Source organism: Amycolatopsis sp. NPDC034160, from assembly GCF_055575355.1.
The window spans coordinates 444209-469631 of the sequence record NZ_JBVISU010000001.1 but is presented as its reverse complement, the minus strand read 5'-3'; the positions used below and the strand labels follow the sequence as shown (position 1 = coordinate 469631).

The 25423-nt window shown below is 68.7% G+C and carries 22 protein-coding genes; 9 read left to right on the top strand and 13 right to left on the bottom strand.

Annotated elements, in window-relative coordinates:
* Nucleotides 1-167: 167 nt before the first annotated feature.
* The 4 genes from ACZ54P_RS02225 (at nucleotide 168) to trmB (ending at nucleotide 3275) form a co-directional block, all read left to right on the top strand.
* Complete coding sequence (locus ACZ54P_RS02225) at nucleotides 168-1088, top strand: ABC transporter ATP-binding protein (RefSeq protein WP_465459734.1); 921 nt, start codon at nucleotides 168-170, stop codon at nucleotides 1086-1088.
* Nucleotides 1085-1837 (top strand): hypothetical protein, encoded by a 753-nt coding sequence (locus tag ACZ54P_RS02220; RefSeq protein WP_465459733.1) that lies wholly within the window; start codon nucleotides 1085-1087, stop codon nucleotides 1835-1837. Before ACZ54P_RS02225 ends, ACZ54P_RS02220 begins: the two co-directional genes overlap by 4 nt.
* Nucleotides 1838-2005: 168 nt before the next feature.
* Nucleotides 2006-2548, top strand: coding sequence for a hypothetical protein (locus ACZ54P_RS02215; RefSeq protein WP_465459732.1), 543 nt, complete (start codon nucleotides 2006-2008; stop codon nucleotides 2546-2548).
* Between the two features lie 43 nt (nucleotides 2549-2591).
* The gene (gene trmB / locus ACZ54P_RS02210; protein ID WP_465460215.1) at nucleotides 2592-3275 is read left to right on the top strand and encodes a tRNA (guanosine(46)-N7)-methyltransferase TrmB; all 684 of its coding nucleotides are present in this window, start codon (nucleotides 2592-2594) and stop codon (nucleotides 3273-3275) included.
* Nucleotides 3276-3491: 216 nt separating this feature from the next.
* On the opposite strand, the gene ACZ54P_RS02205 is transcribed toward trmB, so the two are convergent.
* Both ACZ54P_RS02205 and ACZ54P_RS02200 read right to left on the bottom strand, forming a co-directional pair.
* Nucleotides 3492-5744, bottom strand: a complete 2253-nt coding sequence (locus ACZ54P_RS02205) for an FtsX-like permease family protein (protein WP_465459731.1) — start codon at nucleotides 5742-5744, stop codon at nucleotides 3492-3494.
* Nucleotides 5744-6439 (bottom strand): ABC transporter ATP-binding protein, encoded by a 696-nt coding sequence (locus ACZ54P_RS02200; protein ID WP_465459730.1) that lies wholly within the window; start codon nucleotides 6437-6439, stop codon nucleotides 5744-5746. The genes ACZ54P_RS02205 and ACZ54P_RS02200 overlap by 1 nt, the downstream gene beginning before the upstream one ends.
* Before the next feature lie 181 nt (nucleotides 6440-6620).
* On the opposite strand from ACZ54P_RS02200, the gene ACZ54P_RS02195 reads away from it, so the two are divergent.
* The 3 genes from ACZ54P_RS02195 to ACZ54P_RS02185 are packed head-to-tail and all read left to right on the top strand — an operon-like array spanning nucleotide 6621 to nucleotide 10366.
* Nucleotides 6621-8396 carry a sensor histidine kinase gene (locus ACZ54P_RS02195; protein WP_465459729.1) on the top strand — a complete coding sequence of 592 codons (1776 nt, stop codon included), beginning with the start codon at nucleotides 6621-6623 and terminating at the stop codon, nucleotides 8394-8396.
* Nucleotides 8393-9043: a response regulator gene (locus ACZ54P_RS02190; protein WP_465459728.1), complete on the top strand. Its 651-nt coding sequence runs from the start codon at nucleotides 8393-8395 to the stop codon at nucleotides 9041-9043. The genes ACZ54P_RS02195 and ACZ54P_RS02190 overlap by 4 nt, the downstream gene beginning before the upstream one ends.
* A gap of 15 nt (nucleotides 9044-9058) precedes the next feature.
* On the top strand, nucleotides 9059-10366 hold the full coding sequence (locus ACZ54P_RS02185; protein WP_465459727.1) for an amidohydrolase family protein: 1308 nt from the start codon (nucleotides 9059-9061) through the stop codon (nucleotides 10364-10366).
* Between the two features lie 22 nt (nucleotides 10367-10388).
* On the opposite strand, the gene ACZ54P_RS02180 is transcribed toward ACZ54P_RS02185, so the two are convergent.
* The 9 genes from ACZ54P_RS02180 to ACZ54P_RS02140 all read right to left on the bottom strand — a co-directional run bounded on the left by ACZ54P_RS02180 (nucleotide 10389) and on the right by ACZ54P_RS02140 (nucleotide 21542).
* Nucleotides 10389-11075, bottom strand: coding sequence for an SDR family oxidoreductase (locus tag ACZ54P_RS02180; protein ID WP_465459726.1), 687 nt, complete (start codon nucleotides 11073-11075; stop codon nucleotides 10389-10391).
* A 14-nt stretch (nucleotides 11076-11089) separates the two neighbouring features.
* Nucleotides 11090-12814, bottom strand: coding sequence for an arabinofuranosyltransferase AftB family protein (locus ACZ54P_RS02175; RefSeq protein ID WP_465459725.1), 1725 nt, complete (start codon nucleotides 12812-12814; stop codon nucleotides 11090-11092).
* A 53-nt stretch (nucleotides 12815-12867) separates the two neighbouring features.
* Nucleotides 12868-13485: a class I SAM-dependent DNA methyltransferase gene (locus ACZ54P_RS02170; protein ID WP_465459724.1), complete on the bottom strand. Its 618-nt coding sequence runs from the start codon at nucleotides 13483-13485 to the stop codon at nucleotides 12868-12870.
* A gap of 55 nt (nucleotides 13486-13540) precedes the next feature.
* Nucleotides 13541-13801, bottom strand: a complete 261-nt coding sequence (locus ACZ54P_RS02165; RefSeq protein WP_465459723.1) for a Txe/YoeB family addiction module toxin — start codon at nucleotides 13799-13801, stop codon at nucleotides 13541-13543.
* Nucleotides 13798-14040, bottom strand: a complete 243-nt coding sequence (locus ACZ54P_RS02160; protein ID WP_229907886.1) for a type II toxin-antitoxin system Phd/YefM family antitoxin — start codon at nucleotides 14038-14040, stop codon at nucleotides 13798-13800. Before ACZ54P_RS02160 ends, ACZ54P_RS02165 begins: the two co-directional genes overlap by 4 nt.
* A gap of 98 nt (nucleotides 14041-14138) precedes the next feature.
* On the bottom strand, nucleotides 14139-15794 hold the full coding sequence (locus ACZ54P_RS02155; protein ID WP_465459722.1) for a DUF7850 domain-containing protein: 1656 nt from the start codon (nucleotides 15792-15794) through the stop codon (nucleotides 14139-14141).
* Nucleotides 15795-15906: 112 nt separating this feature from the next.
* Nucleotides 15907-18003, bottom strand: coding sequence for a PhoX family protein (locus ACZ54P_RS02150; RefSeq protein ID WP_465459721.1), 2097 nt, complete (start codon nucleotides 18001-18003; stop codon nucleotides 15907-15909).
* 180 nt (nucleotides 18004-18183) lie between these two features.
* The gene (locus ACZ54P_RS02145; protein ID WP_465459720.1) at nucleotides 18184-20226 is read right to left on the bottom strand and encodes a PhoX family protein; all 2043 of its coding nucleotides are present in this window, start codon (nucleotides 20224-20226) and stop codon (nucleotides 18184-18186) included.
* A gap of 98 nt (nucleotides 20227-20324) precedes the next feature.
* Complete coding sequence (locus tag ACZ54P_RS02140) at nucleotides 20325-21542, bottom strand: MFS transporter (RefSeq protein WP_465459719.1); 1218 nt, start codon at nucleotides 21540-21542, stop codon at nucleotides 20325-20327.
* 156 nt (nucleotides 21543-21698) lie between these two features.
* Between ACZ54P_RS02140 and ACZ54P_RS02135 the strand changes: the two genes are divergently transcribed.
* On the top strand, nucleotides 21699-22334 hold the full coding sequence (locus tag ACZ54P_RS02135; protein ID WP_465459718.1) for an HAD family hydrolase: 636 nt from the start codon (nucleotides 21699-21701) through the stop codon (nucleotides 22332-22334).
* 190 nt (nucleotides 22335-22524) lie between these two features.
* On the opposite strand, the gene ACZ54P_RS02130 is transcribed toward ACZ54P_RS02135, so the two are convergent.
* Both ACZ54P_RS02130 and ACZ54P_RS02125 read right to left on the bottom strand, forming a co-directional pair.
* Nucleotides 22525-23607, bottom strand: coding sequence for an inositol-3-phosphate synthase (locus ACZ54P_RS02130; RefSeq protein WP_061981706.1), 1083 nt, complete (start codon nucleotides 23605-23607; stop codon nucleotides 22525-22527).
* Nucleotides 23608-23669: 62 nt separating this feature from the next.
* Nucleotides 23670-24215 carry a PadR family transcriptional regulator gene (locus tag ACZ54P_RS02125; protein ID WP_465459717.1) on the bottom strand — a complete coding sequence of 182 codons (546 nt, stop codon included), beginning with the start codon at nucleotides 24213-24215 and terminating at the stop codon, nucleotides 23670-23672.
* Nucleotides 24216-24462: 247 nt separating this feature from the next.
* Between ACZ54P_RS02125 and ACZ54P_RS02120 the strand changes: the two genes are divergently transcribed.
* The gene (locus tag ACZ54P_RS02120) at nucleotides 24463-24876 is read left to right on the top strand and encodes a DUF5318 domain-containing protein (RefSeq protein ID WP_465459716.1); all 414 of its coding nucleotides are present in this window, start codon (nucleotides 24463-24465) and stop codon (nucleotides 24874-24876) included.
* The last annotated feature ends 547 nt before the right edge of the window (nucleotides 24877-25423 follow it).

Sequence of the window (25423 nt, the reverse complement as noted above, 5' to 3'; positions counted from 1 at the left end):
GAGAGGGGAGTGGGTTGTGGGGGGGGGGGGCGGTTTGTTCTTTTCCGGTTGGGGGGGTTGGGGGTGGCGGTTCGGGTTCTAACCCGAATCGCCACTCACGACCGCCTGTACCGACGCCCAGCCGGGCTGCACCACGGTAAGGTCGGAATCCACCGGAGGGAGGGCTGATGATCGAGGCCGCCGGACTCACGAAACGCTACGGCGACAAGCTCGCCGTCGACGACCTTTCCTTCACCGCCCAAGCGGGCCGGGTGACCGGGTTCCTCGGCCCCAATGGGGCGGGCAAGTCCACCACCATGCGGATGATGCTCGGGCTCGACAACCCCACGTCGGGCTCGGTGACGATCGACGGCAAGCCCTACCGGGACTTGCATGATCCACTTCGGACGGTCGGCGGCATGATGGACGCCACCTGGCGCCACCCCGGCCGCACCGCCCGCGAGCACCTCCGCTGGATCGCCGCGACCAACGGCCTTCCCGACCAGCGAGTCGACGAGGTGCTCCGGCTGGTCGGACTGGAATCGGTCGCCCGCAAACGGGCCGGGCAGTTCTCGCTCGGGATGTCGCAGCGGCTCGGAATCGCCACGGCGCTGCTGGGCGACCCCCGGGTGCTGCTGTTCGACGAACCGGTCAACGGACTCGACCCCGAGGGCATCGTGTGGATCCGGAAGCTGATGCACGCGCTCGCCGCCGAGGGCCGCACCGTGTTCGTGTCCAGCCACCTGCTGCCGGAGATGGCGCAGACCGCGCAGGACCTCGTCGTGATCGGCCGGGGGAAGCTGATCTATCAGGGCACGATGGAGGAGTTCATCGGCCGGGCGAAGGGTCTCGGCGTGCGGGTCCGCAGCCCGCAGCTACCCGAACTGCGCACAGCGCTGACCGAGAAGGGCGCCGAATTCCGCGAGGACGACGGCGCGCTTATCGTGTCCGAAATGGACAGCGACGACATCGGTGAACTCGCGTTCGCCGCGGGCGCGACCCTGCACGAGTTGAAGCCGCTCACCGGCTCGCTCGAACAGGCGTACATGCAGTTGACCGCCGGAGCCGTCGAGTACCGCACCGGCCAGGTTACGGAGGTCGGCCGATGACCGCGGTGAACCTGCTCCGCGCCGAGCGGATCAAGCTGCTGAGCACACGCGCGCCCTGGTGGTGCGCGGGCATCGCGGTCGTGGTGGCGCTCGCCTACACCGCGTTGTTCTTCGGTTTCGTTCCGTTGGAGGGCCAGACCGGCGTCAACTCGACCCAGGTGGCCAGCGCGCTCGGCCGCACCGTGGTGCTCGTCCTCGCCATCCTCGCGGCGGCGACGGAGTTCAACTGGGGCATCATGAAGCTCACCTTCCAGGCGGTGCCCTCCCGGGTGCCCGCGTTGCTGGCGAAAGGCGCCGTCGTCGGGGTGTTCTCGGGACTGATCGGGCTGCTGGTGGGCTTCGGCTCGTGGGTGGTGGCGTATCTGATCAAACCGGCCGCCGACCTGGGCCTGGCTTCGGGAGCCGACTGGCGTGCGGTGGCGGGCCAGGGCCTGACCTTCCTCCTGACCGGACTGCTCGGCGTAGGCCTCGGACTGCTGTTCCGCAACCCCCCGTTCGCACTCGGGTTCGCGTTGGTCTGGACGCAGTTGGTCGAGGGCCTCGTCGTGCTGATCTCGCGCGTGGGCGGCGACATCTACCAGTGGATGCCGTTTTTCGCGGCGAATCAATTTTCCGGCCCGGATCTGACGGTTTCCATGCTGAAACTCCAGCCGCCGATGGGACCGTGGGGCTATTTGGCTTATTTCGCTGGTATCTGTGTGCTTGTTTATACGGCTGGGCTCATGATCACCCACCGCCGGGACGCGTGAGCTTTTACCGCCACCAAAGGAGTTAAGTCCACGTTAAGAGGCTGTGGCTTCTCTCACAGGAAGCGGACATACTGTTCCTCACCGGGCGATGCTCGGGATGAGCCTATTTCGGCTCTTCGGCCCCGGAGGTGATCCTTGACGGTGGATTCCGGTCAGGGAGTAGAACGCATGATCCCGAAAGCCCGCACGGAAAGTACGCAGCCGCGGCTCGAGCCCATGCTCGACCTCGAATGGTCACAGGCGATCGAACTGCCCCGCACGGTGGCGTCCGCGACCCGGCCGTCCGATATTCGCCGCGCCTGGGTGCACCGCGCGCCCGAAGATCTCGTTGTCGCGCTGTACCGCGCGTCCAGCGGAATGCACGGGGAAATTCCCGCACCGTGGTGGCTTCGCGCCGTCGTGGACGGCAGACTCGAATCGCGGGAATTCGGTTTCCGCATCGAAGATCGCATCGCCGGCCTGCTCGGCAGACGTCCCGGTTGGGAATTCGTCCCGTGGGCCGCCGACGGGGAATCCGGCTACTGGGAGTTCATCCCTTCCGAACGCGGAGCGTCCGGGCATTCGATCCCGACCACGGTGCTGAACACCAGCCGCCACGACGGCTGGATCGACGTTCTCCCCGCCCACTCCGGCACGACGCCGTCGCCGATCGCGGTCGCCGGATTCGCGGGCCTGCGCTCGCGGCTGGGGGAGTTCGAAGCGGTCCGGTAACCCCACGTTTAATGGGTGGGTGGAAAACGAGGACCAGCCACGGATGCGCAGCGTGGTCAGTTATGTCAAACGCGGCGGCCGGATGACCGTCGGGCAGCAGCGGGCGTGGGACGAGCTGTGGCCGTCACTCGGCCGCACGGTCGGCGAACTGCCCGAAGGCCCGGTGGACTTCGACGACTGGTTCGGCAGGCAGGCCCCGGTCATGGTGGAGATCGGTTCGGGGATGGGCGAGACCACTTCCCAGCTCGCCGCGGCCGCGCCGGAACTCAACTACGTCGCGGTCGAGGTCTACGACCCCGGGCTCGGCCAGCTGATGCTGCGCGCCGAGAAGCTCGGGGTGAAGAACCTGCGGCTGATGCACGGTGACGCCGTCATCCTGCTGACCGAGCACGTCGAACCGGGCACGCTGGCCGGGGTCCGGTTGTTCTTCCCGGACCCGTGGCCGAAGAAGCGGCACCACAAGCGGCGGATCGTGCAACCGGAGTTCGTCTCGCTGGTGGCCTCGCGGCTCGAACCGGGTGGCACGTTCCACCTGGCGACCGACTGGGAGAACTACGCGGAGCAGATGATGGAGGTCTGCTCGGCCGAGCCGCTCCTGCGCAACCGCCACGCCGACGAGCCCGGCGGCTGGGCTCCGCGCCCGGAGTGGCGCCCGATCACCAAGTTCGAGAACCGCGCCGACGTCGAGGGCCGGATTTCGCACGACTTGATCTTCGAACGGGTCTAGGGCTCGTGAGTGCTTTGGGTCGTTCTAACGACCCAAAGCACTCACGAGCCCTTTCCGCACCCCGTGCCTCCGGGATGCCCCCTGCGCATCCCCGGCGCCCGTTCGTCCCTCCCCCGACAGAGGGACGACCGGGTCACCCGGCTCGTGGGTGGAACCACCGACTCCACCCACGAGACCTGCCCGCCCAGGCGCCATGACGCCATTCGGGCGAACTTTTCACTCGTCGGCGAGCGGCTCCGACTGCACCCGCTTGAGCGCCGGGGTCGAGACGGATGCCCCGAGCAACGCCACCCCGATTCCCAGCACCACGGGCGCCAGCAGCCACGGACTCAGCACGACCGGGTCCTTCTCGACCATGCTGTAGAGCCCCATGCCGACTCCTATCCCGACCACACCCGCGCCGATGGTGGCCACCATCGCGGGCAGAGCCGCCTCCATCCGCAGCGCCCTCGCCAGCACCCGGACCGGTGTCCCGGCCGCGATGAGTGCCCCGAAGGTGCGACGGCGGTCCATCACCGAACCGGCGGTCGCCACGGCCGCGCTGCACCCGGCGAGCACCCCGGCGGCGATCAGGCCGATGACGGTGACCCGGCGCAGGTCGGCGAGTTCCTGCTGCTGGCCGATCATGTGCAGGCCACGGCTGCCGACCTCCTGGCCAGGAGCCGCCCCGACCAGCGCGGTCCGCACGATCTCGCCGTTCGCCGGGGTCGTCGGCACGACCACGTCGAGGTTTTGCGGCTTGACACCCTCGGGCAGCAGGGCCGGGTCGATGACGATCGTGCTGTAGGTGTCCTTTTCGGACTCGGAGAACGTGTATGCCGGGATGTTCCCGGTGAACGGCACCCCGGCCTGGTTCCACTTCGCCGTCAGGCGCTGCTGCGACAGGTCGATCTTGTAACTGCTGTAGACCGCGGGCCCGGGCTTGCACGAACCGCCGATGTTCACCCGAAGCAGCCTCGCGGCGTCTTCGCAGGTCGCCACGAAGGCGCGGTTCAGCGACTGGCTGCCGTCCGAGCGCATCTCACCGCTGGCCAGGTAGACCTGGCCGACCGCGATCGCCTTTTCCGCGACGCCGTTGCGGGCGAGGGAGGCGTTGGTCTTGTCGAGCACCTGCTGGACCTGGGTCGCGTCCGCGTCGGTGTAGAGGACCTCGTCCTTGAAGGTCCGTCCACCGCCGGCCATCGATTCGAACGAGGGCAGCAGCGTCAGCGCCATGGAGCCGGTGAAGACCGCGAGCACGACACCCGCCGTGGCGCGGTAAGCGCTCTTCGGGTCGTCGCGGAGCCTGCGGCCGGCCAGCAGCGAGGCCGGTTTGCGCCAGACTCGGACGAACGTGCCGCCCACCGCCGAGGTGACCCACGGGCCGATGATCGCGGCCGAGGCGACCAGCAGGAAGAGCCCGAACATCACCATCCCCAGGTTGCTGTCGTCCTGGCTGACCGCGAAGAGGAAGAAGGCACCGGCCACGGGTACCGCGAGCAGACGCCACCAGTGCAGCGGCTTGCGGGCGTGCGCCGAAGCCGCGAACAGCGGCGTCTTCAGCACGCGGCGGATGCCGAGGACCCCGGCGAAGACGACCAGCAGCGGGATCGCCACGGCGACCGCGACGGTCGAGCCGATCGAAAGGCTGAAGTCCGACGCGAGCCAGGTGCCCCCGCCCCACGGCACGAACTTCGAGAGCCCCTGCAGCGCGGGCGCCACGAGGATGCCGAGCACCGCGCCGATTGTCGCGGACAACGCCGTCTCGGCGGCGACGATCTTCATCACCTGGCCGGGGGTCGCCCCTGCCAGCCGCAGGGCCGCCATCCGCACCTCACGCCGGGCGGCGGTGAGCCGGGCCGAAGACGCGACGAGCACCAGGCTCGGCACGAGCAGGACGATGACGCCGACCCAGGCGAGCAGTTCGAGCAGTGGATCGGGCTTGGCCTGCTCGTTGGGGAAGCCGTCCGCGGCCTGCGCCGACTGCGGCATCGACTCCGGGGTGTGGCCGACGACGGCGACCAGCTGCTCCGGATACATCAGCGAGTCCGGGCCGAGCGCGTCGACGAGTTTGCCGAAGCGGTCCCCGAGCTGGGCGGACGGTGTCGACTGGATCAGTTTCCCGAGCGCGGGCGAAACGATCGCCTCGCCGGGTCCGGGCAACTTCGGGATGCCCGGCGGCAGGCTGAGCATCGGCGAAGTGCCGGTCAGCGCGACGTCGACGCGGGTGATCTCGCGGTCCCCGGCGTAGTCCTTGTTCGCCGCCATCAGCAGCGGCGCCGGACGCTGGGCCTCCCCCGAATCGGAGTAGTAGCTGTTGATGTCCTGCCAGATCGCCCGCTGTGAGCGGGCCTGCGTGGCACCCGGGAGGGAGGCCAGCAGAAGCACCAGACTGGTCGCGACGGCGACCCCGACCGCGGTGAGGATGGCCGACGTGCGGGTCCGGCGGTCGACCCGGAGCACCCGCATGGCCAGCTGGAAACTGTTCATTACGCGGCCAGCCTCGTCGCGATCAGGCCGTCGCGGATGGAGACGGTGCGCGGCATGGCCTCGGCGAGTTCGCGGTCGTGGGTCACCACGATCACCGCGGCGCCGCTGTCGGCGGCCGCCGCGAGCAGGGCGTCCATGGTGGCGCGGCCGGTGCGGGTGTCGAGGGCTCCGGTCGGCTCGTCGGCGAAGATCACCTTCGGCCGGTGCGTCAGCGCCCGCGCGATCGCGACCCGCTGCGCTTCACCGCCGGAAAGCTCACCGGGACGGCGCTTTTCCTTGCCCGCGAGGCCGAGTTTCGCCAGCCATTCGCGGCCCGCCTCGATGGATTCCTTGCGGCCCTTGCCGGCCAGCAGCGAAGGCAGTGCGACGTTCTCCTCGGCGCTCAATTCGGCGACGAGCATTCCGGACTGGAACACGAAGCCGAACTCGGTGCGCCGCAATTCGCTGCGCTTGCGCTCGTTGAGCTGGTCGACCCGCTGGCCGGCGAGGAAGATCTGCCCCGAGTCGGCGCGGAGGATCCCGGCGAGGACGTGCAACAGGGAGGTCTTGCCCGAGCCCGAGGGCCCGACGATGGCGACCGCGTCACCCGCCTGGATGTCGATGTCGATCCCGGCCAGCGCGTACTGCGTGCCGTACCGCTTGACGAGCCCGCGCCCGGCAAGTACCGGCTGGCCTGTCCACTGTGGATCTTCCACCGTGTTTCTCCCTAGTCAGTCACTTGGTGTTCTGCTTCGGGGAAGAGCTTCGCTTCGAAGGGCCTGTGTCCACTTCGGGCAGACGGCCAGTGCTGATCACGCTCGCATCGGCCGATCGGCCGACCCACGTCGGGCCGGTCGGCCAAGGTGCGGACGGTGGCGGATCCTCTACCGTCACGGTGTGACAGCAGGTCCCTCCCAGAACAAGTTCTACGCACGCGCGGGTTCGCTCGTGCGTCGCCTCGGCATGCCCACCGTCGTACTGCTGGCCGCGCTCACGTTCGACCTGTTCTTCATCACCGACGCCGCACTCGACGACACGGGCCCTCGTGGCATCGACCTGCTGCTGTTCCCCGGCATCTTCGCGATGGTGTTCTGCGCGCTTTGGGCGCAGAAACGGGCCGCCGTGGCCGCCGTCGCGGCTTCGGTCGTACTGGTGGCCTACACGCTGGTCGCCCGGTATTTCACCATCCCGACCTACTCGAGCGTCCTCGCCCACCTGTCCATCACCGAGGTGGTGGCCGGGGTGGAGGTGCTGTTCTACGCGGCGCGCCGGACGCGTCCGGGGGTCGCGTTCGCCCTGATCAGTGGGCTGGTTATGGCGACCCTGACCGCAGTGTCGGGCCGGTACTACTACGGCAGCACCTCGAACGGCACCATGGCGCAGGCGATGCTCTTCGGCGGGATCCTGCTGGGCGGGACGCTGGGCTTCGCGCTGCCCGGCCGCGACCGCACGGTGAACCCGAAACGCTACGAGAACCTGCAGAAGATCAACAAGCTGGTGCTGGGTCAATGGCCGCTCATCGGCATGCTGTCCGTCGCGCTGATCCTCGAGTTCGGCTTCACCTACGCCAGCGGGGTGCGCGGCTTCCCCATCCTGGTCTGCTCGATCGTCGCCGCGGTCATCGCGGTCGCCGCCCCGCGACGGCCTGCCGACGCGATGGTCGGGCTCACCGCCGTCATGCTGCTTTCCGCGCTGGTGACCCCGTTCCTCCGGCTCGGCTACGAATACGCGATGCCGGGTGGCGTGCCGGGGACGCAGGTCGTCGCGGGAATGGGCGCGATCGTCACGCTGGTCCGCGCGGCCGGGCTCGGCAAGGCCATGTCACGGCTCGCGGGGATGACCGGGGTGGTGGTGATCGCCTGCATTCTCAACTCCTGGCGGCCGACCCCGCGGCTGATGACCGATCCCGACGACATCGCGGGGTTCGCCGTCGCGGGGCTGCTGCTGCTCGGCATCTCGGTGGCGGTCGGCCTCGCGTTGCGGTCGCGGGATTCGGAGCGCACGCAGGTCATCCAGTCGGCGATCAGCGACGCGCAGACGTCGGAGCGGATGGCGCTCGCGCGGGAACTCCACGATGTCGTCGCCCACCACGTGACCGGGATCGTCGTGCAGGCGCAGGCGGCGAAGCTGATGGGCGAGAAGAACCCGCAGATCGCGGTCGAAGCGATGGGCCGGATCGAGGACGCCGGAGTGGAGGCGCTCGCGGCGATGCGGCGGCTCGTGCGGAGCATGCGCGGCGACGCCCCGGCCGGGAGCAGCGCATTCAGCGAACAGGCCACCACCGATCTCGCCGCCGACCTGCGGACGCTGATCGAACGGTCGAACCACGGCGTGGAGACGTCGATGAAGCTCGAACTGCCGCCGAACGTGCCGCACGAGGTCGGACGGTCGGCGTTGCGGCTGGTCCAGGAGTCGCTGACGAACATCGGCAAGCACGCGTCCGGCGCGAAGGAAGCACTGGTCATCGCCGAGGTGGTCGAGGACGAACTGCACCTCCAGGTGACCGACGACGGACGCGAACCCCAGGGCCGTCCGGCGGGCGGGTCGGGCGGCTACGGTCTGATCGGCATGCGCGAACGCGTCGCCCTGCTGCACGGCCGGCTCTCCGCCGGGCGCGCGCCGGGCGGCGGTTGGCGCGTCGAAGCTTGGCTACCACTTGAAGGAGAAGAGTGATCCGGGTACTGATCGCCGACGACCAGGACATGGTGCGGATCGGCTTCCGGATGATCCTGGACAGCAACGACGACATCGAGGTCGTCGCCGACGTGGCGGACGGCGTCTCGGCGGTCGCGAAGGCGCGTGAACTACGCCCGGACGTCTGCCTGCTGGACATCCGCATGCCGGGGATCGACGGGCTCGAGGTCACCAAGCAGCTGGCGGGCCCGGACGTCACCGATCCGCTGAAGGTGGTGGTGGTCACGACGTTCGATCTGGACGAGTACGTGCACACCGCCCTGCGGAACGGCGCGAGCGGGTTCCTGCTGAAAGACGCCGGGCCCGCACTGCTGATCGAGGCGGTGCGCGCGGCCGCGCGCGGTGACGCGCTGGTCTCGCCGCAGATCACCGTCCGGCTGCTGAAGCATTTCGACGGCGGGACGGTGAAACGCGACGTCAGTCCGCCTTCGGAGCCGCTGACCGCGCGGGAACTGGACGTGGTCAAGGCGGCCGCGAAAGGGCTGACGAACACCGAGATCGGCGCCGAGTTGTTCCTGTCGCTGTCGACGGTGAAGACACATCTGGCCTCCGTGCAGGGGAAGATCGGTGCGCGGAACCGGGTGGAGATCGCCGCCTGGGCGTGGCGGAGCGGCGTCGTCGACTGAAAGTAAGCTCTTTTCATGCAACGCCGTTTCCACGCTCCTGTCGTTCTCCCCGCCGACCCCGCATGCTCGTTGCTGCGTGACGCCGTGGTCGATGTGGACGAGACGGGGCGTATCACCCATGTCGGTCCCGTATCCGGGGCTCCCGAAACGTCCGCTCCCGTGACCCGGTTGAGCGGCATCCTCCTGCCCGGCCTGGTCAACGCGCACGCGCACAGCCCGATGACCCTGTTGCGCGGGATGGGCGGCGACCTGCCGCTGCTGCGGTGGCTGACCGAGATCATCTGGCCGGCCGAGGCGAAGCTGAAGCCCGCCGACATCCGCACCGGCATGCTGCTCGGCTCGGTCGAGATGCTGCGGCACGGCGTCACGACCAGCGCGGAGATGTACTTCGAAGGCGAGCAGCTCGCCGACGCGGTGCTCACCACCGGTGGCCGCGTGCTGCTGGGCCCGCCGATCATGGAACTGCCGGGGATGGACTGGCGCGCGATGCTCAAGGGCATCGAACGCTGGATCGACACCGACGGCCTCCGGTTCGGCCCCGGTGAGCGGATCGAGGTCGGCTACGGACCGCACTCGGCGTACATGCTGAACGAAGACGCACTGCGCGCGACCGCGGAATCGGCGGCCGAACGGGGCGCGCTGGTGCAGATCCACGTGGCCGAGGCGGCGCTCGAAGACGTCAAGCAGCGTGAAGAGCACGGCTCGGTGCCCGCACTGCTGGAGAAGGTCGGGATGCTGCGGGGCCGCACGCTGGCCGCGCACGCCATCCACCTGTCCGACGAGGACATCGCGCTGTTCGCCGCACGCGGGGTCGGGATGGCGCACTGCCCGGGCTCGAACGCGAAGCTCGCTTCGGGCATCGCGCGGGTCACTGACCTTCGGAAGGCCGGGGTCGCCGTCGGGCTGGGCACGGACGGCCCGGCGTCGAACGACGACATCGACCTGTGGGAGGAGCTGCAGCTCTCGGCGATGTTCGCACGGCTCGCGACCGGCGAGTCGACCGTGCTGACCGCGGCCGACGCGTTCCTGCTCGGCACCCGCGGCGGCGCGGACGCGCTGGGCCGAGCCGACATCGGCGCGCTGGAAACCGGCCGGTGGGCGGACCTGGTGCACGTCGACCTGGACGACCCGGCCTTCGCGGCCGGCATCGACGTCCCGGACGAGCAGCTGCTCTCGAACCTGGTGTGGGCCGCGGGCTCGCGCCGGGTGCGCGACGTGTGGGTGGCGGGCGAGCAGGTGGTCGGCGACGGCGAATCCCTGCGGGTGGACCGCGCGAAGGTGCAGGCCGAAGTCGCCGAAACCTCGGCGCGGCTGCGCTCTTGACGGGGGGTAGCTTCCGACACGTCTAGACCAGTCCGCGTGGCCGAAGGGTCACCTCGGTCGGATGCGCGTCGCCGGTGGCGGTGACGGCGGACAACACGGCGGCGGCGACGGATTCGGGACGCAGGAAGCGTTCCGGCTCGTACTCGCGTCCTTCGTCGGCGACGATCGCCTGCTGCATCTCGGTGTCCGTGCGGCCGGGGTAGATCGACGTCACCCGCAGGGCGGGCTCCTCTTCGCGCAACGCGTCGGCGAAGGCGCGGACGGCGAACTTGCTCGCCGCGTAGGGACCCCAGCCGGGACGCGCGTTCTGCCCGGCCCCGGAGTTGATCACGACGACGTGCCCTTTCGCGGCGCGCAACGCGGGCAGCAGCTGCCTGGTCAGCGTGACCACCCCGAGCACGTTGACCTCGAAGTTCGCCCGCCAGTCGGCGTCGGTCGCGGTCTCGACCGTGCCGAGCCGCGCGACACCGGCCGAGTGCACCAGCACGTCCAGCTCGCCGAATTCGGCTGTCGCCGCTTCCAGCGTCTCGGCGTCGGTCAGGTCGACCGGCCACGGCCTCGCGCCGGGCAGCGTCCCGGCGAGTTCGCCGAGTGCGTCGGCGTCGCGTCCGCCGAGCAGCAGGCGGTGGGTCGGGGCGAGCGCGCGGGCGGTCGCGGCGCCGATTCCGCGGGTGGCACCGGTGACGAGGGCGAGGGGAAGATCAGCCATGGCCGCCACGCTAGTCACCGGCAGACGACCGGTGGCGACGCCACCCGGGGGAACCGCACGGAGCCCCGCGCGAACGACCCGATGAGGTTGTCCACGAACCGTCCGGCCGTCAGCGGATCCCGCACAGACGCGTCGATCGCCACGAGCTCCGGGCAGCTGAGCGCGAGGCGCGCGGCGGCGATGTCCTCGGCACGGACCGGGCCGCCATCGGGAATCGGCAGTCGCGCCGAGTTCGCCAGTTCCCACACCGGGGGCAGCCATTTCTGGTGCCCGGGGCGGCCGTTGGGGAACGACGTCGAATGCGCGGCGAACGGGTTGGCGAGGCCGTAACCGTCACGCAGCCGCATATCGAGCGGGATCAGCAGGCCGAGCGCGCCCATACTGTCGGCCGCGACGGTCACATACGGCCGGTCCGTCGGGTACGCGTACCAGCTCCTTGTCGAGTAGTCCTGGATCAGTACCGCCGGGCCCCGCACCCCGCGGACGGCGTCCAGCACCGTCGGCATCGCCGGATGGTCGGCGTAGTCCTCGGCGAGGATCGGATGTTCGTGCCCGGTCGCCCGCGACCAGTAGGCCCGCTCGTCGGTGACGCCGACGGCACGCGGCGCGGCGGAATACGGCGGACGGAGCGACCCCGCGGCCACGACCGCCCAGATCCCGACGCCGACCAGAAGTACCGCGGTCACCCTCGTCACGGGCACGGCCAGCACGGGCAGCAACAGGCAGAACAGCGCCGGGAGAAGCATGCGCCCGTGCATGAAATCCCCGCCGACCCTGACCACGTACAGCGAAAGCAGGATCGCGCCGGCGAGCGGAACCGCCACCAGCACCACGAATGTCCTGTCCATAGTGGACACCAAGGTCAGGACGGCGGCGGCGAGCAGGAGCACCGGAAGCAGGAGCCAATACGGCTGAGCGAGATCGGAGAGGTATGCCCAGCCGCGAGCCCAGTTCGCCTCCGACGCCTCCTTGACCAACGCGGTGTTCGGCGTGAGCAGGCCGTAGTAGCCCATCCGGAACACCTGATACGCCAACGGAAGCGCGGCCGCGGCGGCCAGCAGGCCCACCGCTCGTCGCCGCCCTGGTCTCAGGAGCACGAGCAACGCCAGCAACGCGACACCGCTGAAGAGCGCGAGATCCGGCCGCACCAACGGCCCGAGGCCGGAGACGACGGCGACCGGCCAGGCCCGCGTTTCATCCATTGTGGACATACGGCGGACGAGCAGCCACCACGTGCCACCGAGCCACAAGGTGATCAGGCCGGTCTCCAGCCCGGACGTCGCGAAGTCGCGGAACGGCGGCAGCGCACAGACCACCAGCGCCCCGGCGGGCGCGAGGCCGTGGAAGGTCAGCGGCTGGTAGAGCCGCCGGGCACCGTCCAGGCCGAAAAACAGCCCGGCGACCGAGAAGACCAGCCCGGTCACCACGGAGATCCACTCCAGCGGCACTCCCGGGATCAGGCCGAGAACGCTCAGTATCGCCGTCCACAGAGGACTGGTGTTGGTCTCGACCCGCTCGCCGATGTTGAACACCGGCCCGTTGCCCGCGAGGATCTGGCGGACCGTCCGCAGCACGATCAGCCCGTCGTCGCTCATCCAGCGGCGACGCCAGGCGAGGTCGGCGTAGACCACCAGTACCAAGCCGAACCCGAGCCACGTCCAGCTCGACGGTCGCCGGAACCAGGCACGCGAAGGCCACGCGGGCGTGCTTTCGCTCGCCGTCGTACTCGTCTGCGTCATGGCTCCGCCCGGCTCGGTTGCATCCGCAGGGAATCAGGTCCTCGGCCCACGAGTCAAACCGCGACGGCGAGCAGACAGGCCTGCGGCCACTTCTTCCCGGCAAGCTCCAGCCGGGCGGTGACCTGGAATCCCGCCTGGCCGAGCAGCTCGGCGACCCGGGCCGGTCGCAGCAGGTAGGCGTCGTAGGAGACGGGGTGGCCGTACGCCGTCTCGGGGCTCAGGCGCTCGTCGCCGACGTGGAAGCCGATCAGGAGCTGCCCGCCGGCCACCAGCGTCCGACGGAACTCGGCGAACACGGCCGGAAGCGTCTCCGGCGGCAGATGGAAGATCGACCACCAGGCGACGAGGCCGCCCAACGTGCCGTCGGGGATGTCGAGCGCGGTCATCGAGCCGACCTCGAACCGCAGGCCCGGGTACTGACGCCGGGCGACCTCGATCATCTTCGGCGACAAATCGACACCGGAGACGTCAAGGCCGAGTGAGGCCAGATGGGCGGTCACATGGCCCGGCCCGCAACCGACGTCGGCGACCGGGCCGCGCACCTGCTCGGCGAATCCGGACAGCATCGCGCGACTGACCGGCTCCTGGTCGAACAGCGGTCTGATCAGCGTCACGTAGTCCTCGGCGACGGTGTCGTAGGACTCGCGGGTGGCGTCGAGATGTGAGGTCACAGTGGGCGACGGTAGCGGCCCCCACCGACCATCACGGCTCGAAGAGGTGCCGTCCCTATTTCCCGTAGTGATAACGACAGGCAGCGAACCTGATCTCGCCTTCGGCGACCTTGCAGACAAGTCGGTGCTCGTCCGTGATCCGACGCGACCAGTACCCCTGAAAGCCGTGCTTCAACGGTTCGGGCTTCCCGATACCTTCATTGCCGTTGCGCACGATGTCCTTGATGAGGTCATTGATGCGCTTGAGCACTTTCCGGTCCTGGGTCTGCCACCAGAGATAATCTTCCCAGGCGTTTTCGTCCCAAATCAGCTTCATTCAACGAGTTCGTGCTGTGTCCCGCCGCCCGACTCCAGTCGCTCGATCGCGGTGATCAACCGCCGCGCGTTCTCCGGACTGCGGAGCAGGTACGCGGTTTCCTTGAGCGACTGGTAGTCGTCCAAGGACACGATCACGACGGGCTCGTGCCCGGCGCGGGTGATCACAACCTCTTCGCGGTCGTTGACCACCGAGTCGAGCGTCTCGGCGTACTTCGCACGAGACTCGGAGTAGCTCATGGTTTTCACTAGCACCCTCCCTTCGACGTACAGATTATTGTACGTCGCGAGGGGGTGGGGGACAAGGGTGCCGGATAAGCCATGGGTCACACCGACCATCACGGCTCGATCAGCCCGGCATCCCTGGTCAGGTCCTCCGGCGTCCCCGGCTTGATCACCGGGGTGCAGCCGGTCGCGGGGTCGGCTGCCGAATCGGTGCCGTTGTACTGCGCCGCGCCCGTTCGGGTCAGCTGCCGGGATCCGGTGTCGAAGCAGATCTGGTACGAGCCCGCGGGTACACCCGCGAAGGCGTATCGACCGTCCGGTCCGGTCACCGTCGAGCCGACGACCTTCGCGGAAGCGTCTTTCAGCGTCACCTTCACCTCAGGGACGCCGATCTCGTCGCGGCTCTGTAAACCGTCCTTGTCCTGGTCCAGCCACACGAAGTCGCCCAGTTTGCGCACGGGCGCGACGAGTCCCGCGGCGAGCGTCAGATCCTGACGTTTCTTGGGGCCGACCGTGGTCGTCGCGGTGCACCCGTTCGCCGGATCGGCGTCGGAGTCCTTCGCGTCGTCACCCGCGTCCTTCGCCGTGAAGGCGTAGCCCGCGAACTCGGGCGGAAGCGCGCCGATGTCGAAGCAGACCTGGTAGATGCCGTCCTTCAGCTTGGCGAAGCGGTATTTGCCGGCGGCGTCCGTGGTGAGCGTGCCGAGCACCGTGCCCGAAGCGTCCTTCAAGGTCGCCTTCACCCCGGGGACACCCGGCTCGCCGGCGTCCTGCAGGCCGTTCCGGTCGAGGTCGTTCCAGACGAACTCCCCGATCTCGTCGATCGCGGGCGGCGGGGTGACCTTGATGGTCGTCGTCGCGGTCTTCCGCGGCAGCGTGCCGCCCGAATGCTTCGCGCCGGAGACGGTCACGGTGCCGACGCGGCCGTTGTCGGCCTCGGTGACGTTCGCGTGGTCGCAGGTGATCGTCGTGGACTTACCGCCGTCGAGGCTCGCGATCGGGGCAGGCTTCACATCGCAGTACGGGTCGTCGACCTTGATGTCGGTGAGGTTCTCGGTGCCGTCGTTGGTCAGCGTGAACCGGAAGTTCGCGGTGGTGCCCGCCTCGATGGTGGCCGTGCCGCCCCAGGCGCCGCTCGCCGGATCCCGCACCTCCGCCTTCACCGAGAACGAGGCGACCCGCAGGTGGACGCAGTCCCACATGACCCAGTTACGGTCGGTGGCGGCGAAGAACTTGACCGAGGTCGCCGTCGGCGGCGCGGTCGACGGCGGGAAGTCCTGGCGGGCGAGTTTGCCGTCGGTCTCGACGGCGTGCTCGACCTTGCGCTTGTTCTCCAGGACGACCTTGTTCGTCGCGTTGTAGAACCGCAGTCCCGTTTCCTGAACGGCGTCCGCGCGCCGGAGGTTGCCGTCGTTCGTGCCGGTCCAGCCGGTGAGCGTGTAGACGGCGCCGGGCACGAACTTCATCGCCGCGTAGGCGGTGCTGACCAGCTTGTCCGGCGTCGCGATCAGCGCGTACTTGCCGCCGTCCTGCTGGTAACCACCCGCCGTCCACAGCCGGGGCTGTTTGCTCCTCGGCGTCCCGGTCGGCACCGGGGCCGCCGGGTTGAACGTGTACCCGGCGGGTGGGCTGCCCTCCTCCACGCTCGGGTTCGGCGCGACGCCGCCGGCGCAGCCGGACGGGGCGGCCGGAGCCTGCGCCCGCGCGGGGAAAGCACCCGCGCCCAGCAGAAGCGCGCCGGCCGTCATCAACACCAGTGCCCTTTTCACCGGGCCGAAGCTAGTGAGTGTGCCGCCGTTCCGTAATCGCTGAACGGTGTCGACCGGCGCCCCGATCAGGCGGAACGTGTCTTGCCGAGAGTGATCGGGGCGCCGGTCGCGACTACTTGACGCCGATGCGGCCGACCTGGCCCCAGCGGCCCTTCTTCCACACCGAAACGATCGACGGCCGCGGCTGCGACGTGCCGCCGTCCGGCCAGTGCGAAGTGGGGCTGCCCGAGTTGGGCGCGTCCTCACCGGGGTGCTGCACGGCGACGAGCACCAGGTGATCGGTCACCACCGGACCACAGCATTCCGCGCCGGACGGCACCGACAGGAACTGCTTGACGTGCCCGCGCTCCGGACCGTCGACCGGCACCGAGAACAGGCCGTCGTGGGAGCCGAGCGCGTTGCCGTCGGTGGAGATCCACAGGTTTCCGTGCCGGTCGAACGCGACGTTGTCCGGGCAGGAAATGGGGCTGACCTGCTCTTTCGGGAAGCCGCCGAAGTAGGTGTCCGCGGTCTTCGGGTCACCGCAGACCAGCAGCAGGCGCCAGGAGAACTTCGTCGACGCGGCGTCCCCGCCGTTCTCCTCCCACTCCAGGACGTGCCCGTTGCGGTTGCCCGGCCGCGGGTTCGCCTCGTCGACGTCCGCCTTGCCTGCCGGGCCACGCTGGCTGTTGTTGGTCAGCGCCGCGTAGATCCGGCCGTTGACCGGGTTCGGTTCGATGTCCTCCGGACGGTCCATTTTGGTCGGCTGGACCTTGTCGGCGGCCTGACGCGTGAAGACGTAGACCTCTTCCGCGGTGAATCCGTCCACAAAGGACTTGTTGCCGGAGGCCAGCGGGATCCACTCGCCGACGCCGTCGAATTCGCCGTCCTTCGGCAGCTTGCCGGTGCCGTCGATCTCGCCGGGGCTGTCGCCGGTGAACCGGCCGACGTAGAGCGTGCCGTCGTCGAGCAGCGCCGAGTTGTGGCGACGCGCGTGCGCGCTGTGGCCCGGCTTGTACTTGCCCTTCGAGACGAATTTGTAGATGTACTCGAACCGCTCGTCGTCACCGGAGTAGACGGCGACGCGGCCGTCCTTGGTGATCTTGACGTTCGCGGCCTCGTGCTTGAACCGGCCGAGCGCGGTGTGCTTGATCGGCGTCGAGTTCGGGTCGTTCGGGTCGATCTCGACGACCCAGCCGAACCGGTTGGCCTCGTTGGGCTCCTGCGCGAGGTCCCAGCGCTTGTCGTACCGCTCCCACTTACGGGTGCTGGCGGTGCCGGAGAAGCCGTACCGCTTCAGGCGGGCGGCCGCGACCGGGTCGGTGACCTTGTCCGCGTTGGCGAAGTACTGGTTGACGTTCTCCTCGCCGGAAAGCACGGTGCCCCAAGGGGTCACGCCGCCGGCGCAGTTGTTCTGCGTGCCGAAGACCTGGCGGCCACTCGGGTCCGCGGAGGTTTTGAGGTACTTCGAACCGGCGGCCGGGCCGCGCACCTCGAAGGCGGTGTTCAGCGTGATGCGGCGGTTGTACCGGCTCGGCGTGACGTGCAGCGCGCCACCGATCGGGTCCCGGAAGGTCTGGACCACTGAGAGACCGTGTGCCGCCCAGGCGATCTTGACCTGTTCCTCGGTCGGGTTGGCCGGGTCGTACTGGTCGGCCGGGAACATGTGGACCTCGGTGGTGTACTCGTGGTTCACCACCAGCAGGTTGCGGATGCTCAGCGGATCCTGCGGGATCAGGCCGACGAAGTCGCAGTTGTAGCCGAACTGCTTGGCCTGCGCGGCCGCGGTCTGCTTGGTGAAGTCGAACTTCGGCGCGCCCGCCTCGACGGCGTCACCCCAGCGGATGACGACGCGCTGCTCGTAACCCTCGGGGATGGTGACGGCGTCGAGGGTGTTCGGCGGCACCGCCTCGAAGTCGGTGCCGGGCACCGGACGGCCGGGGCGGCCCGGCTTGCCGTGGCCGGCGGCCTCGACCCCGGCGGGTTCGGCGGCGGCCGTGCCGGACAGCGCGGCGAAGCCACCCGCGGTGGCGGCCAGCACGGCACCGGCCTTCAGCGCGCCGCGACGGGACAGCATGTCCTTGACCACGTCGCCGAAGTATTCGTTGTCCGAGGTGTTGGGCTCGGGGTGGGCGCACGCGTTGCCGCAGCGGTACTCACAGGTGACCGCGGAGCGGCCACCGGGATGAGAGGTGATCAACGGCAGGAGCCGCCGAGGCTCGAAGGACACAGGGCCTCCATGGTTCGCGGTGGGTTCACGTAATCCGGTCAGGGGAACGTCGTGACGGTAAGCGACCAAAACGATCCAGTCCCGACCAGCAGATGAACAGCGCGCGAACGAGCGATGGCGCGCTGCCGGGACCGGCCGCGCGCCATCGACGAAAAGTACTGCTAGAACGTTGCTTACCGACTAGGAACCGATGTCACGCAACCCGTGACGACCCGGTTTCCACACGGCCACCACCGAGGGCCTTGGCTGGCTTTCGCCGCCGTCCGGCCAATGCGAAGCCGGTTTGTCGGCACTGGCGCCGTCCACTTCACCCGGATGCTGGACACAGACTGTGACGATCTTCTCTTCGACGATCGGGCCACAGGTCTCCGCGCCGCGTGGCACGGTGAGGAACAGCTTCAGCTCACCGCGGTTGCGGCCCTCCAGCGGCACCGAGTACAGGCCGTCGTTGATGCCCAGCGCGCCCGCCGAGTCGGTGGAGATCCACAGGTTGCCGTGCTTGTCGAAGGCCACGTTGTCCGGGCTGGAGATCGGCGAGACCTGGTCCTTGGGGAAGCCCGCGAAGTAGGTGTCCGGCGAGGCCGGGTCACCGCACACCAGGAACAGCCGCCAGCTGAACGTCAACGCGAGCGCGTCCCCGCGGTGCTCCTCGAACTCCAGCACCTGACCGTGCTTGTTGTTCACCCGAGGGTTGGGCTCGGTGGCGCCTTCCTTGCCGGGGTTGCCGCGCTGGACGTTGTTGCTCAGGGCGCAGTAGATCCGGCCGGTGCGCGGATGCGCCTGGATGTCCTCCGGGCGGTCCATCTTGGTCGCGCCCACCCGGTCGGCCGCCTCACGAGTGAAGACGTAGACCTCTTCGGCGGTCATTCCGTCCACAAAGGACTTGTCGCCGGAGGCCAGCGGGATCCACTCGCCCTTGCCGTCGAACTCGCCGTCGCTCGGCAGTTTCCCGGAGCCGTCGATCTCGGCGGCCGGGCTGTCGCCGGTGAACCGGCCGACGTAGAGCGTGCCGTCGTCGAGCAAGGTCATGTTGTGCCGCCGGGCGTGGCGGCTGTCGCCCGGCTTCATCCGGCCCTTGGAGATGAACTTGTAGATGTACTCGAACCGCTCGTCGTCACCGGAGTAGGCGACCACGCGGCCGTCCTCGGCGACGCGGATGTTCGCCGTCTCGTGCTTGAACCGGCCGAGATGCGTGTGCTTGACCGGGACGCTGTCCGGATCGTTCGGATCCAGCTCGATCACCCAGCCGAAGCGGTTGGCCTCGTTCGGTTCCCTGGCGATGTCCCAGCGCGCGTCGAACCGCTCCCACTTCCGGGTGGTCGCGGTGCCGTTGATGCCGTAGCGCGCGAGCCGTTTGCGCGCCACGGGATCGGTGACCGTGTCCGCGTTGCCGAAATACTGGTTGATGTTCTCCTCGCCGGACAGGATCGTGCCCCACGGCGTGACACCACCGGCGCAGTTGTTCATCGTGCCCAAGACGACCGTGCCGGTGGGATCGGCGGCGGTTTTCAGCAACTCGCTGCCCGCCGCGGGGCCGGTCACCTTGAACGGCGTGTGCAGGGTGATGCGCCGGTTGTAGCGGGACATCTTCGGCCGCAGATGCCCGGTGTCCCGGCTACGCGTCACCTGGACGACGGTCAGCCCGTGGGCCGCCCAGGCGATCTTGACCTGCTCCTCCGTCGGGTTGTTCCGGTCGTAACCGCGGAACATGAATTCTTCCGACGTGTACTCGTGGTTCGTCACCAGCAGCGCGGAAAGACCGGAATGGTCCAGGGGGAGCAGCGCGGCGAAGTCGCAGTTGTAGCCGAACTGCTTCGCCTGCGCCGCGGCTGTCTGGTTGTCGAAGTCGAACTCCGGCGCGCCGGGCAGCACGGCGTCACCCCAGCGGATCACGATGCCCTGCTGATAGCCCTCGGGCACCACGACGGCGTCGAGCGTGTTCGGCTGGACGCGTTTGTAGTCGGTGCCGGGTGGCGGTTTCGGGCGCCCCTCGGGGGTGGCCGAGGCGGGCGCGGCGAGCGCGATCGGGGTGCCGGCGGCCAGCGCGACGACGGCGGTCGCCTTCAGCGCGCCACGGCGGCTCACCGCGCCGAGCACGTCGGCGAAGGTGGGGTTGTCCGAGGTGTTCGGCGCGTCGTGGAAGCACGCGTCGCCACAGCGGTAGGTACAGGTCACTGACGCCCGGCTCGGTGAGTGGCCGGCCAGCAACGGAAGGAATTTCACTCGGACCTCCGCATCTGCAGTTCGGGAGGTCGACGCTAAGGCACCGGACCAACGAGAGGAAACCCTTCGTTGGTCCGGCGTTCACCTTTTGTTCCGATTTACATCTCCTCGCCCACGAGGACCGCTTCGGCCGGGATCGTGTGCGGGTCGGCGGTCTTCTCACGGATCGTCAGCAGGGCACCGGCGAGCACGCACAGGATCGCGGCGATGACGAACGGCGCCTGCTTCGCGCCGAACCACTCCGCCAGGTGACCGACGACGGTCGCGGCGACCGCGCCACCGAGCCAGCGGCAGAAGTTGTACCCGGCACTCGCGACCGGACGCGGCGCGCCGCTGATCGACATGGCCGTCCCGGTGAAGAGCGTGTTGAGCAGGCCGGAGACCAGGCCGGACAGAATGATGCCGACGACCAGCACCGGCTTGCTCGGGATCGCCATGATCAACAGCAGGACCGCGTAACCGAAGACAGCGACCACGGTCGCGTGCCGTTCGCCGAGTTTCGCGGCGAGCTTCGGCGCCAGCACCACCCCCGCGACGGCGACCGAAAGGCCCCAGCCGCAGAAGATCAGGCCGACGGCGACGGCGCTCCACTCCAGCACGAACGGCGACCAGGCCAGCACCACGAAGAACGCGGCCGTGTAGAGCGCGGAACCGATCGACGTGCGCAGCAGCCCGGCGTGCTTCAACGCGCGGAACGGGTCGAGCAGGCGGATCTTCAGCCGCTTCTCCTTGGCGTCGCCGATCAGGAAGATCGAGCACAGCACGAGACCGCACAGCATCAGCAGCGACGTGCCGAGGAACGGGCCACGCCACGAGATGCTGCCCAGCAGGGCGCCCAGCAGCGGACCCACCGCGAGGCCGACACCGAGCGCGGCCTCGTAGAGCAGGATCGCGCCCGCCTGGCCGCCGGTCGCGGCGCCGACGATCACCGAAAGCGCGGTGGCGATGAAGAAGGCGTTGCCGAGTCCCCAGATCGCGCGGAGCCCGATGAGCTGCTCGATCGAGCCGGACGCGGCACACAGGGCGGTGGCGATGACGACCAGCGTGAGCCCGACGACCACGGTCCGCTTGGCCCCGAACCGGGCACTCATCGCGCCGGTCACCAGCATCGCGACCGCCTGGACCCCCAGATAGGAGGAGAAGAGCAGCGTCACTTCGGACGGCGTCGCGTGGAGGCCTTCGGCAATCGACAACAGGATCGGGTCGACCAGCCCGATCCCCATGAACGCGATGACCGCGGCGAACGCGGTGATCCATACCTGTTTCGGCTGCCCCTTGACGGCGTCCAACAGGCTCGAGTGGTGCTCAGCGCTCATCGCGGATCAGTTCCTCCTTCTTGTCTTCGTGCAACAACCCGGTGGGGGCGGGAGGTCGGCGACTTTCGTGGTCACTTAGCCATGCTAACTAAAAGTACTGAGCATAGCTAAGTAATCTGCCGCACAAGATCCGCCGCGACGTTCTAGGGTTGGGGTGTGGAAGCGGTGATCTTCGATCTCGACGGTGTCCTGGTGGATTCGGAAACGATGTGGGACGAGGTCCGACGGGCGGTCGCGTACGAGTTCCACGGCACCTGGCGGGACGAATCGACCAGGGCGATGCAGGGGATGAGCACCCCGGAATGGGCCGCCTACCTGGCGCACGACCTCGGCGTCCGGCTTCGCCCGGCGGACGTCGCACAGGTGGTGATCGAGCGGATGGCGCGCCGGTACGCGGAGAAACCGCCGATCATCCCAGGCGGGCCGGACGTCGTCCGCGAGGTCGCGAAGCACTGGCCGGTCGCGATCGCGAGCTCGTCGCCGCCACTGCTGATCAAGGCATTCCTGGACATCACGCGGCTGCCCGTGCCGACGGCGGTGTCCTCGGAGCAGGTCGGCGCGGGAAAACCGGCACCCGACGTGTATCTGAAGGCGGCCGAGCTACTGGGCGTGGAGCCGAAGAACTGCGCGGCCGTCGAGGACACGACGAACGGGCTTCGCGCCGCGCTGGCCGCGGGGATGACGGTGTACGCGGTGCCGAATCCGCACTTCCCGCCGGATCCTTCGGTGCTGGAGCAGACGACGGTGATCGAGAAGATCACGGACCTTCCGGCGGCGCTTCAGAAGGGCTGACGTGCGCTCGTGAGTGGCTCCGGTCACGTGCGCGTGCGAGACGCGTCGGTCCCGCTGCTCTCAGGTCGGTGTGGCCGACAACGCGGGCGAGGCGTAGGTGCCTGGCCGCACTGCCTCGCCGACGCTATGAAGGGGCCTTTCGTTGCAAAATTTGCAATGAAAGGCCCCTTCATAGCGCGCTACGGGAGGCTCACGCCTCGCCGGCGATGAACTTTTCGACCTCGTCACGCGCGGTGGAGTCGTCGTACTGCTCCGGCGGCGACTTCATGAAGTAGGAAGAAGCCGACAGGATCGGACCGCCGATACCGCGGTCCTTCGCGATCTTCGCGGCGCGCACGGCGTCGATGATGATGCCCGCAGAGTTCGGCGAGTCCCACACCTCGAGCTTGTACTCCAGGTTCAGCGGCACGTCGCCGAAGGCGCGGCCCTCGAGCCGGACGTAGGCCCACTTGCGGTCGTCGAGCCACTGCACGTAGTCCGACGGGCCGATGTGGACGTTGCCCTTGCCGAGCTCGCGGTCGACCTGCGAAGTGACCGATTGGGTCTTCGAGATCTTCTTCGACTCGAGCCGCTCGAGCTCCTTCATGTTCAGGAAGTCCATGTTCCCGCCCACGTTGAGCTGCATCGTCCGGTCGAGCTGGACGCCGCGGTCCTCGAACAGCTTCGCCAGCACGCGGTGCGTGATGGTGGCGCCGACCTGGGACTTGATGTCGTCACCGACGATCGGCACCCCCGCCGCGCGGAACTTCTCGGCCCACTCGGGGTCGGAGGCGATGAACACCGGCAGCGCGTTGACGAACGCCACACCCGCGTCGATGCACGCCTGCGCGTAGAACTTGTCAGCCTCTTCGGAACCCACGGGGAGGTACGAGACGAGCACGTCGACCTCGGCCTCGCGCAGCGCCGCGACGACATCGACAGGAGTCTCATCGGACTCTTCGATGGTCTCGCGGTAGAAGCGGCCGAGCCCGTCGTAGGTGTGGCCGCGCTGCACGGTGACGCCCAGCGGCGGCACGTCGGCGATCTTGATGGTGTTGTTCTCGCTCGCGAAGATCGCCTCGGACAGATCGCGGCTGACCTTCTTGGCGTCCACGTCGAACGCGGCGACGAACTCGATGTCGCGGACGTGGTACTCGCCGAACACGACGTGCATCAAACCGGGCACGCGAGTGCCGGCATCTGCGTCGCGGTAGTACTGAACGCCCTGGACCAGCGAGGCCGCACAGTTGCCGACGCCCACGATGGCCACCCGAACGCGGCGGTTCTCGCCCATGCCGGTTTCTCCTTCATTCGTCCAACAGTTGTAGGTAGTGCTCAGCGGGGCCGGAGAGCGCCTCAGGTCTCCGGTCCGCGCTGCTCGGCCTGTTCGTGCGCGATCAGCTCGTTGAGCCAGCGCACCTCCCGCTCGCTGGACTCCAGCCCGAGCCGGTGCAGCTCACGGGTATAGCGGTCGATCTTCTCCTCGGCCCGCGCCATTGCCGTCCGAAGTCCTTCTCGGCGTTCCTCGACCCGACGACGGCGGCCTTCCAGGATTCGCATCCTGACGTCGGCCGGTGTCCTCGAAAAGAACGCCAGGTGGACGCCGAAGCCTTCGTCGTCCCACGTCTGCGGACCGGCGTCGCCGAGCAGTTCGGCGAACCGCTCCTTGCCCTCGGCGGTGAGCTTGTACACGCGCTTGCCCCGGCGTGCCCACGCCCGGTCTTCCACCTCTTCGAGCTCCTCGACGAGGTAACCGACGCGAAGCAACCGGCGCAGGGTCGGGTACAGCGAGCCGTACGAGAACGTCCGGAACATCCCGAGCGTCTCGTGCAAACGTTTGCGCAGCACGTACCCGTGCATGGGGGTCTCGTGCAGCAGCCCCAAGATCGCGAGCTCGAGCACACCGCACCCCCTTCCGGGAACAAACCGCGACCGGTCGCGTTGGCCACCGAGACCGGCTCGGTCAACCTACCGGCCCACTATATCGCGCCGATACATCGAAGTGGTGTAGCTAACCCGATCAGGGCACTCGCCAACCGGACGAAATTCACCGGAGAGTTATCGAATCCTCGGCGTGTCCGGATGCGCGGACGCCGTCCGGTCGAGAACGGGCCGTGGACCACACAGCAAGAGCCCGTACTCTGTTGGGGTGCGAAACCAGCGGCAGGTCGTGGACTACGCCTTACAGCGGCGCGCGCTGCTGAAGGGCGTCCACTCCGGACGGGTCGGCACATACGACGTCTGCGACGCGGGTCCGTACCTCCTGCGGGCCGCGAAATTCCACGGAAGACCAGGTGATCAGGACTGCCCGGTCTGTCATCGGGAGGAACTGACCCTGGTGTCCTGGGTCTACGGCGACGAGCTGAAGCACGTCGCCGGATCGGCCAAGACGCCGGACGAACTGGTGCGGATGGACGGACTCTTCGCGGAATTCACCGTCTACGAGGTCGAGGTCTGCCGGAGCTGTCACTGGAACCACCTGGTGCGCTCCTACGTCCTCGGAACAGGAGATCCGGGAAGCACCCGGCCACGGACCCGGTCGCAGAGGACAGCGGGTCAGTGACAGGTATCGAAAGCGCAGTTGAGCACAGAGCGGCGTACCCCGAAGCGCCGGTCTGGGAGGCCCATTCGTGAACGACGAACGCAACCGCTCCTGGCCTGGCCAGGAGCCTGATGCACCTCGCCGTGCCCAATGGCCGGGCGAAGAGGACGGACCCGGCTGGCCGGGCGAGGAACCCCCGCGCCGTCCCCAGCGCCGGACACCCCCCAACGGCGCCCCCCGCGCGGCCGCACCCCGGTCCCCGCAGCCGCGTTCTGCCGACCCACGCCCGTCTGACCCACGCCCTTCTGACCCACGCCCGTCTGACCCACGCCCTTCTGACCCACAGTGGCCCGGCGGTGACGGTGGCGGTCCGGAGTGGCCCTCCGACGACGAACCTCGCCGTCCCGCCGCGCCCCGCCGCGCCAACGGCATGCCCCCGCGCAGGCCAGGACCTCCTCCGCCGGGCGGCCGTTCCGCCGCCGCCGCTGGAGCCGGAGCCGCTGCCGGCATCCAGCGTTCCCAACAGGGTGCCGCCGGTCACCGGCCCCCGCCGCCACCCGGCAACCGC

Bases quoted from the DNA above. Each gene is read 5' to 3' on its own strand.
- ACZ54P_RS02180 (WP_465459726.1), bottom strand. From the start codon at position 11,075: ATGGCTGATCTTCCCCTCGCCCTCGTCACCGGTGCCACCCGCGGAATC.
- ACZ54P_RS02165 (WP_465459723.1), bottom strand. From the start codon at position 13,801: ATGAAGCTGATTTGGGACGAAAACGCCTGGGAAGATTATCTCTGGTGG.
- ACZ54P_RS02215 (WP_465459732.1), top strand. From the start codon at position 2,006: ATGATCCCGAAAGCCCGCACGGAAAGTACGCAGCCGCGGCTCGAGCCC.
- ACZ54P_RS02220 (WP_465459733.1), top strand. From the start codon at position 1,085: ATGACCGCGGTGAACCTGCTCCGCGCCGAGCGGATCAAGCTGCTGAGC.
- ACZ54P_RS02225 (WP_465459734.1), top strand. From the start codon at position 168: ATGATCGAGGCCGCCGGACTCACGAAACGCTACGGCGACAAGCTCGCC.
- ACZ54P_RS02160 (WP_229907886.1), bottom strand. From the start codon at position 14,040: ATGAGCTACTCCGAGTCTCGTGCGAAGTACGCCGAGACGCTCGACTCG.
- trmB (WP_465460215.1), top strand. From the start codon at position 2,592: ATGCGCAGCGTGGTCAGTTATGTCAAACGCGGCGGCCGGATGACCGTC.
- ACZ54P_RS02175 (WP_465459725.1), bottom strand. From the start codon at position 12,814: ATGACGCAGACGAGTACGACGGCGAGCGAAAGCACGCCCGCGTGGCCT.
- ACZ54P_RS02140 (WP_465459719.1), bottom strand. From the start codon at position 21,542: ATGAGCGCTGAGCACCACTCGAGCCTGTTGGACGCCGTCAAGGGGCAG.
- ACZ54P_RS02205 (WP_465459731.1), bottom strand. From the start codon at position 5,744: ATGAACAGTTTCCAGCTGGCCATGCGGGTGCTCCGGGTCGACCGCCGG.
- ACZ54P_RS02130 (WP_061981706.1), bottom strand. From the start codon at position 23,607: ATGGGCGAGAACCGCCGCGTTCGGGTGGCCATCGTGGGCGTCGGCAAC.
- ACZ54P_RS02185 (WP_465459727.1), top strand. From the start codon at position 9,059: ATGCAACGCCGTTTCCACGCTCCTGTCGTTCTCCCCGCCGACCCCGCA.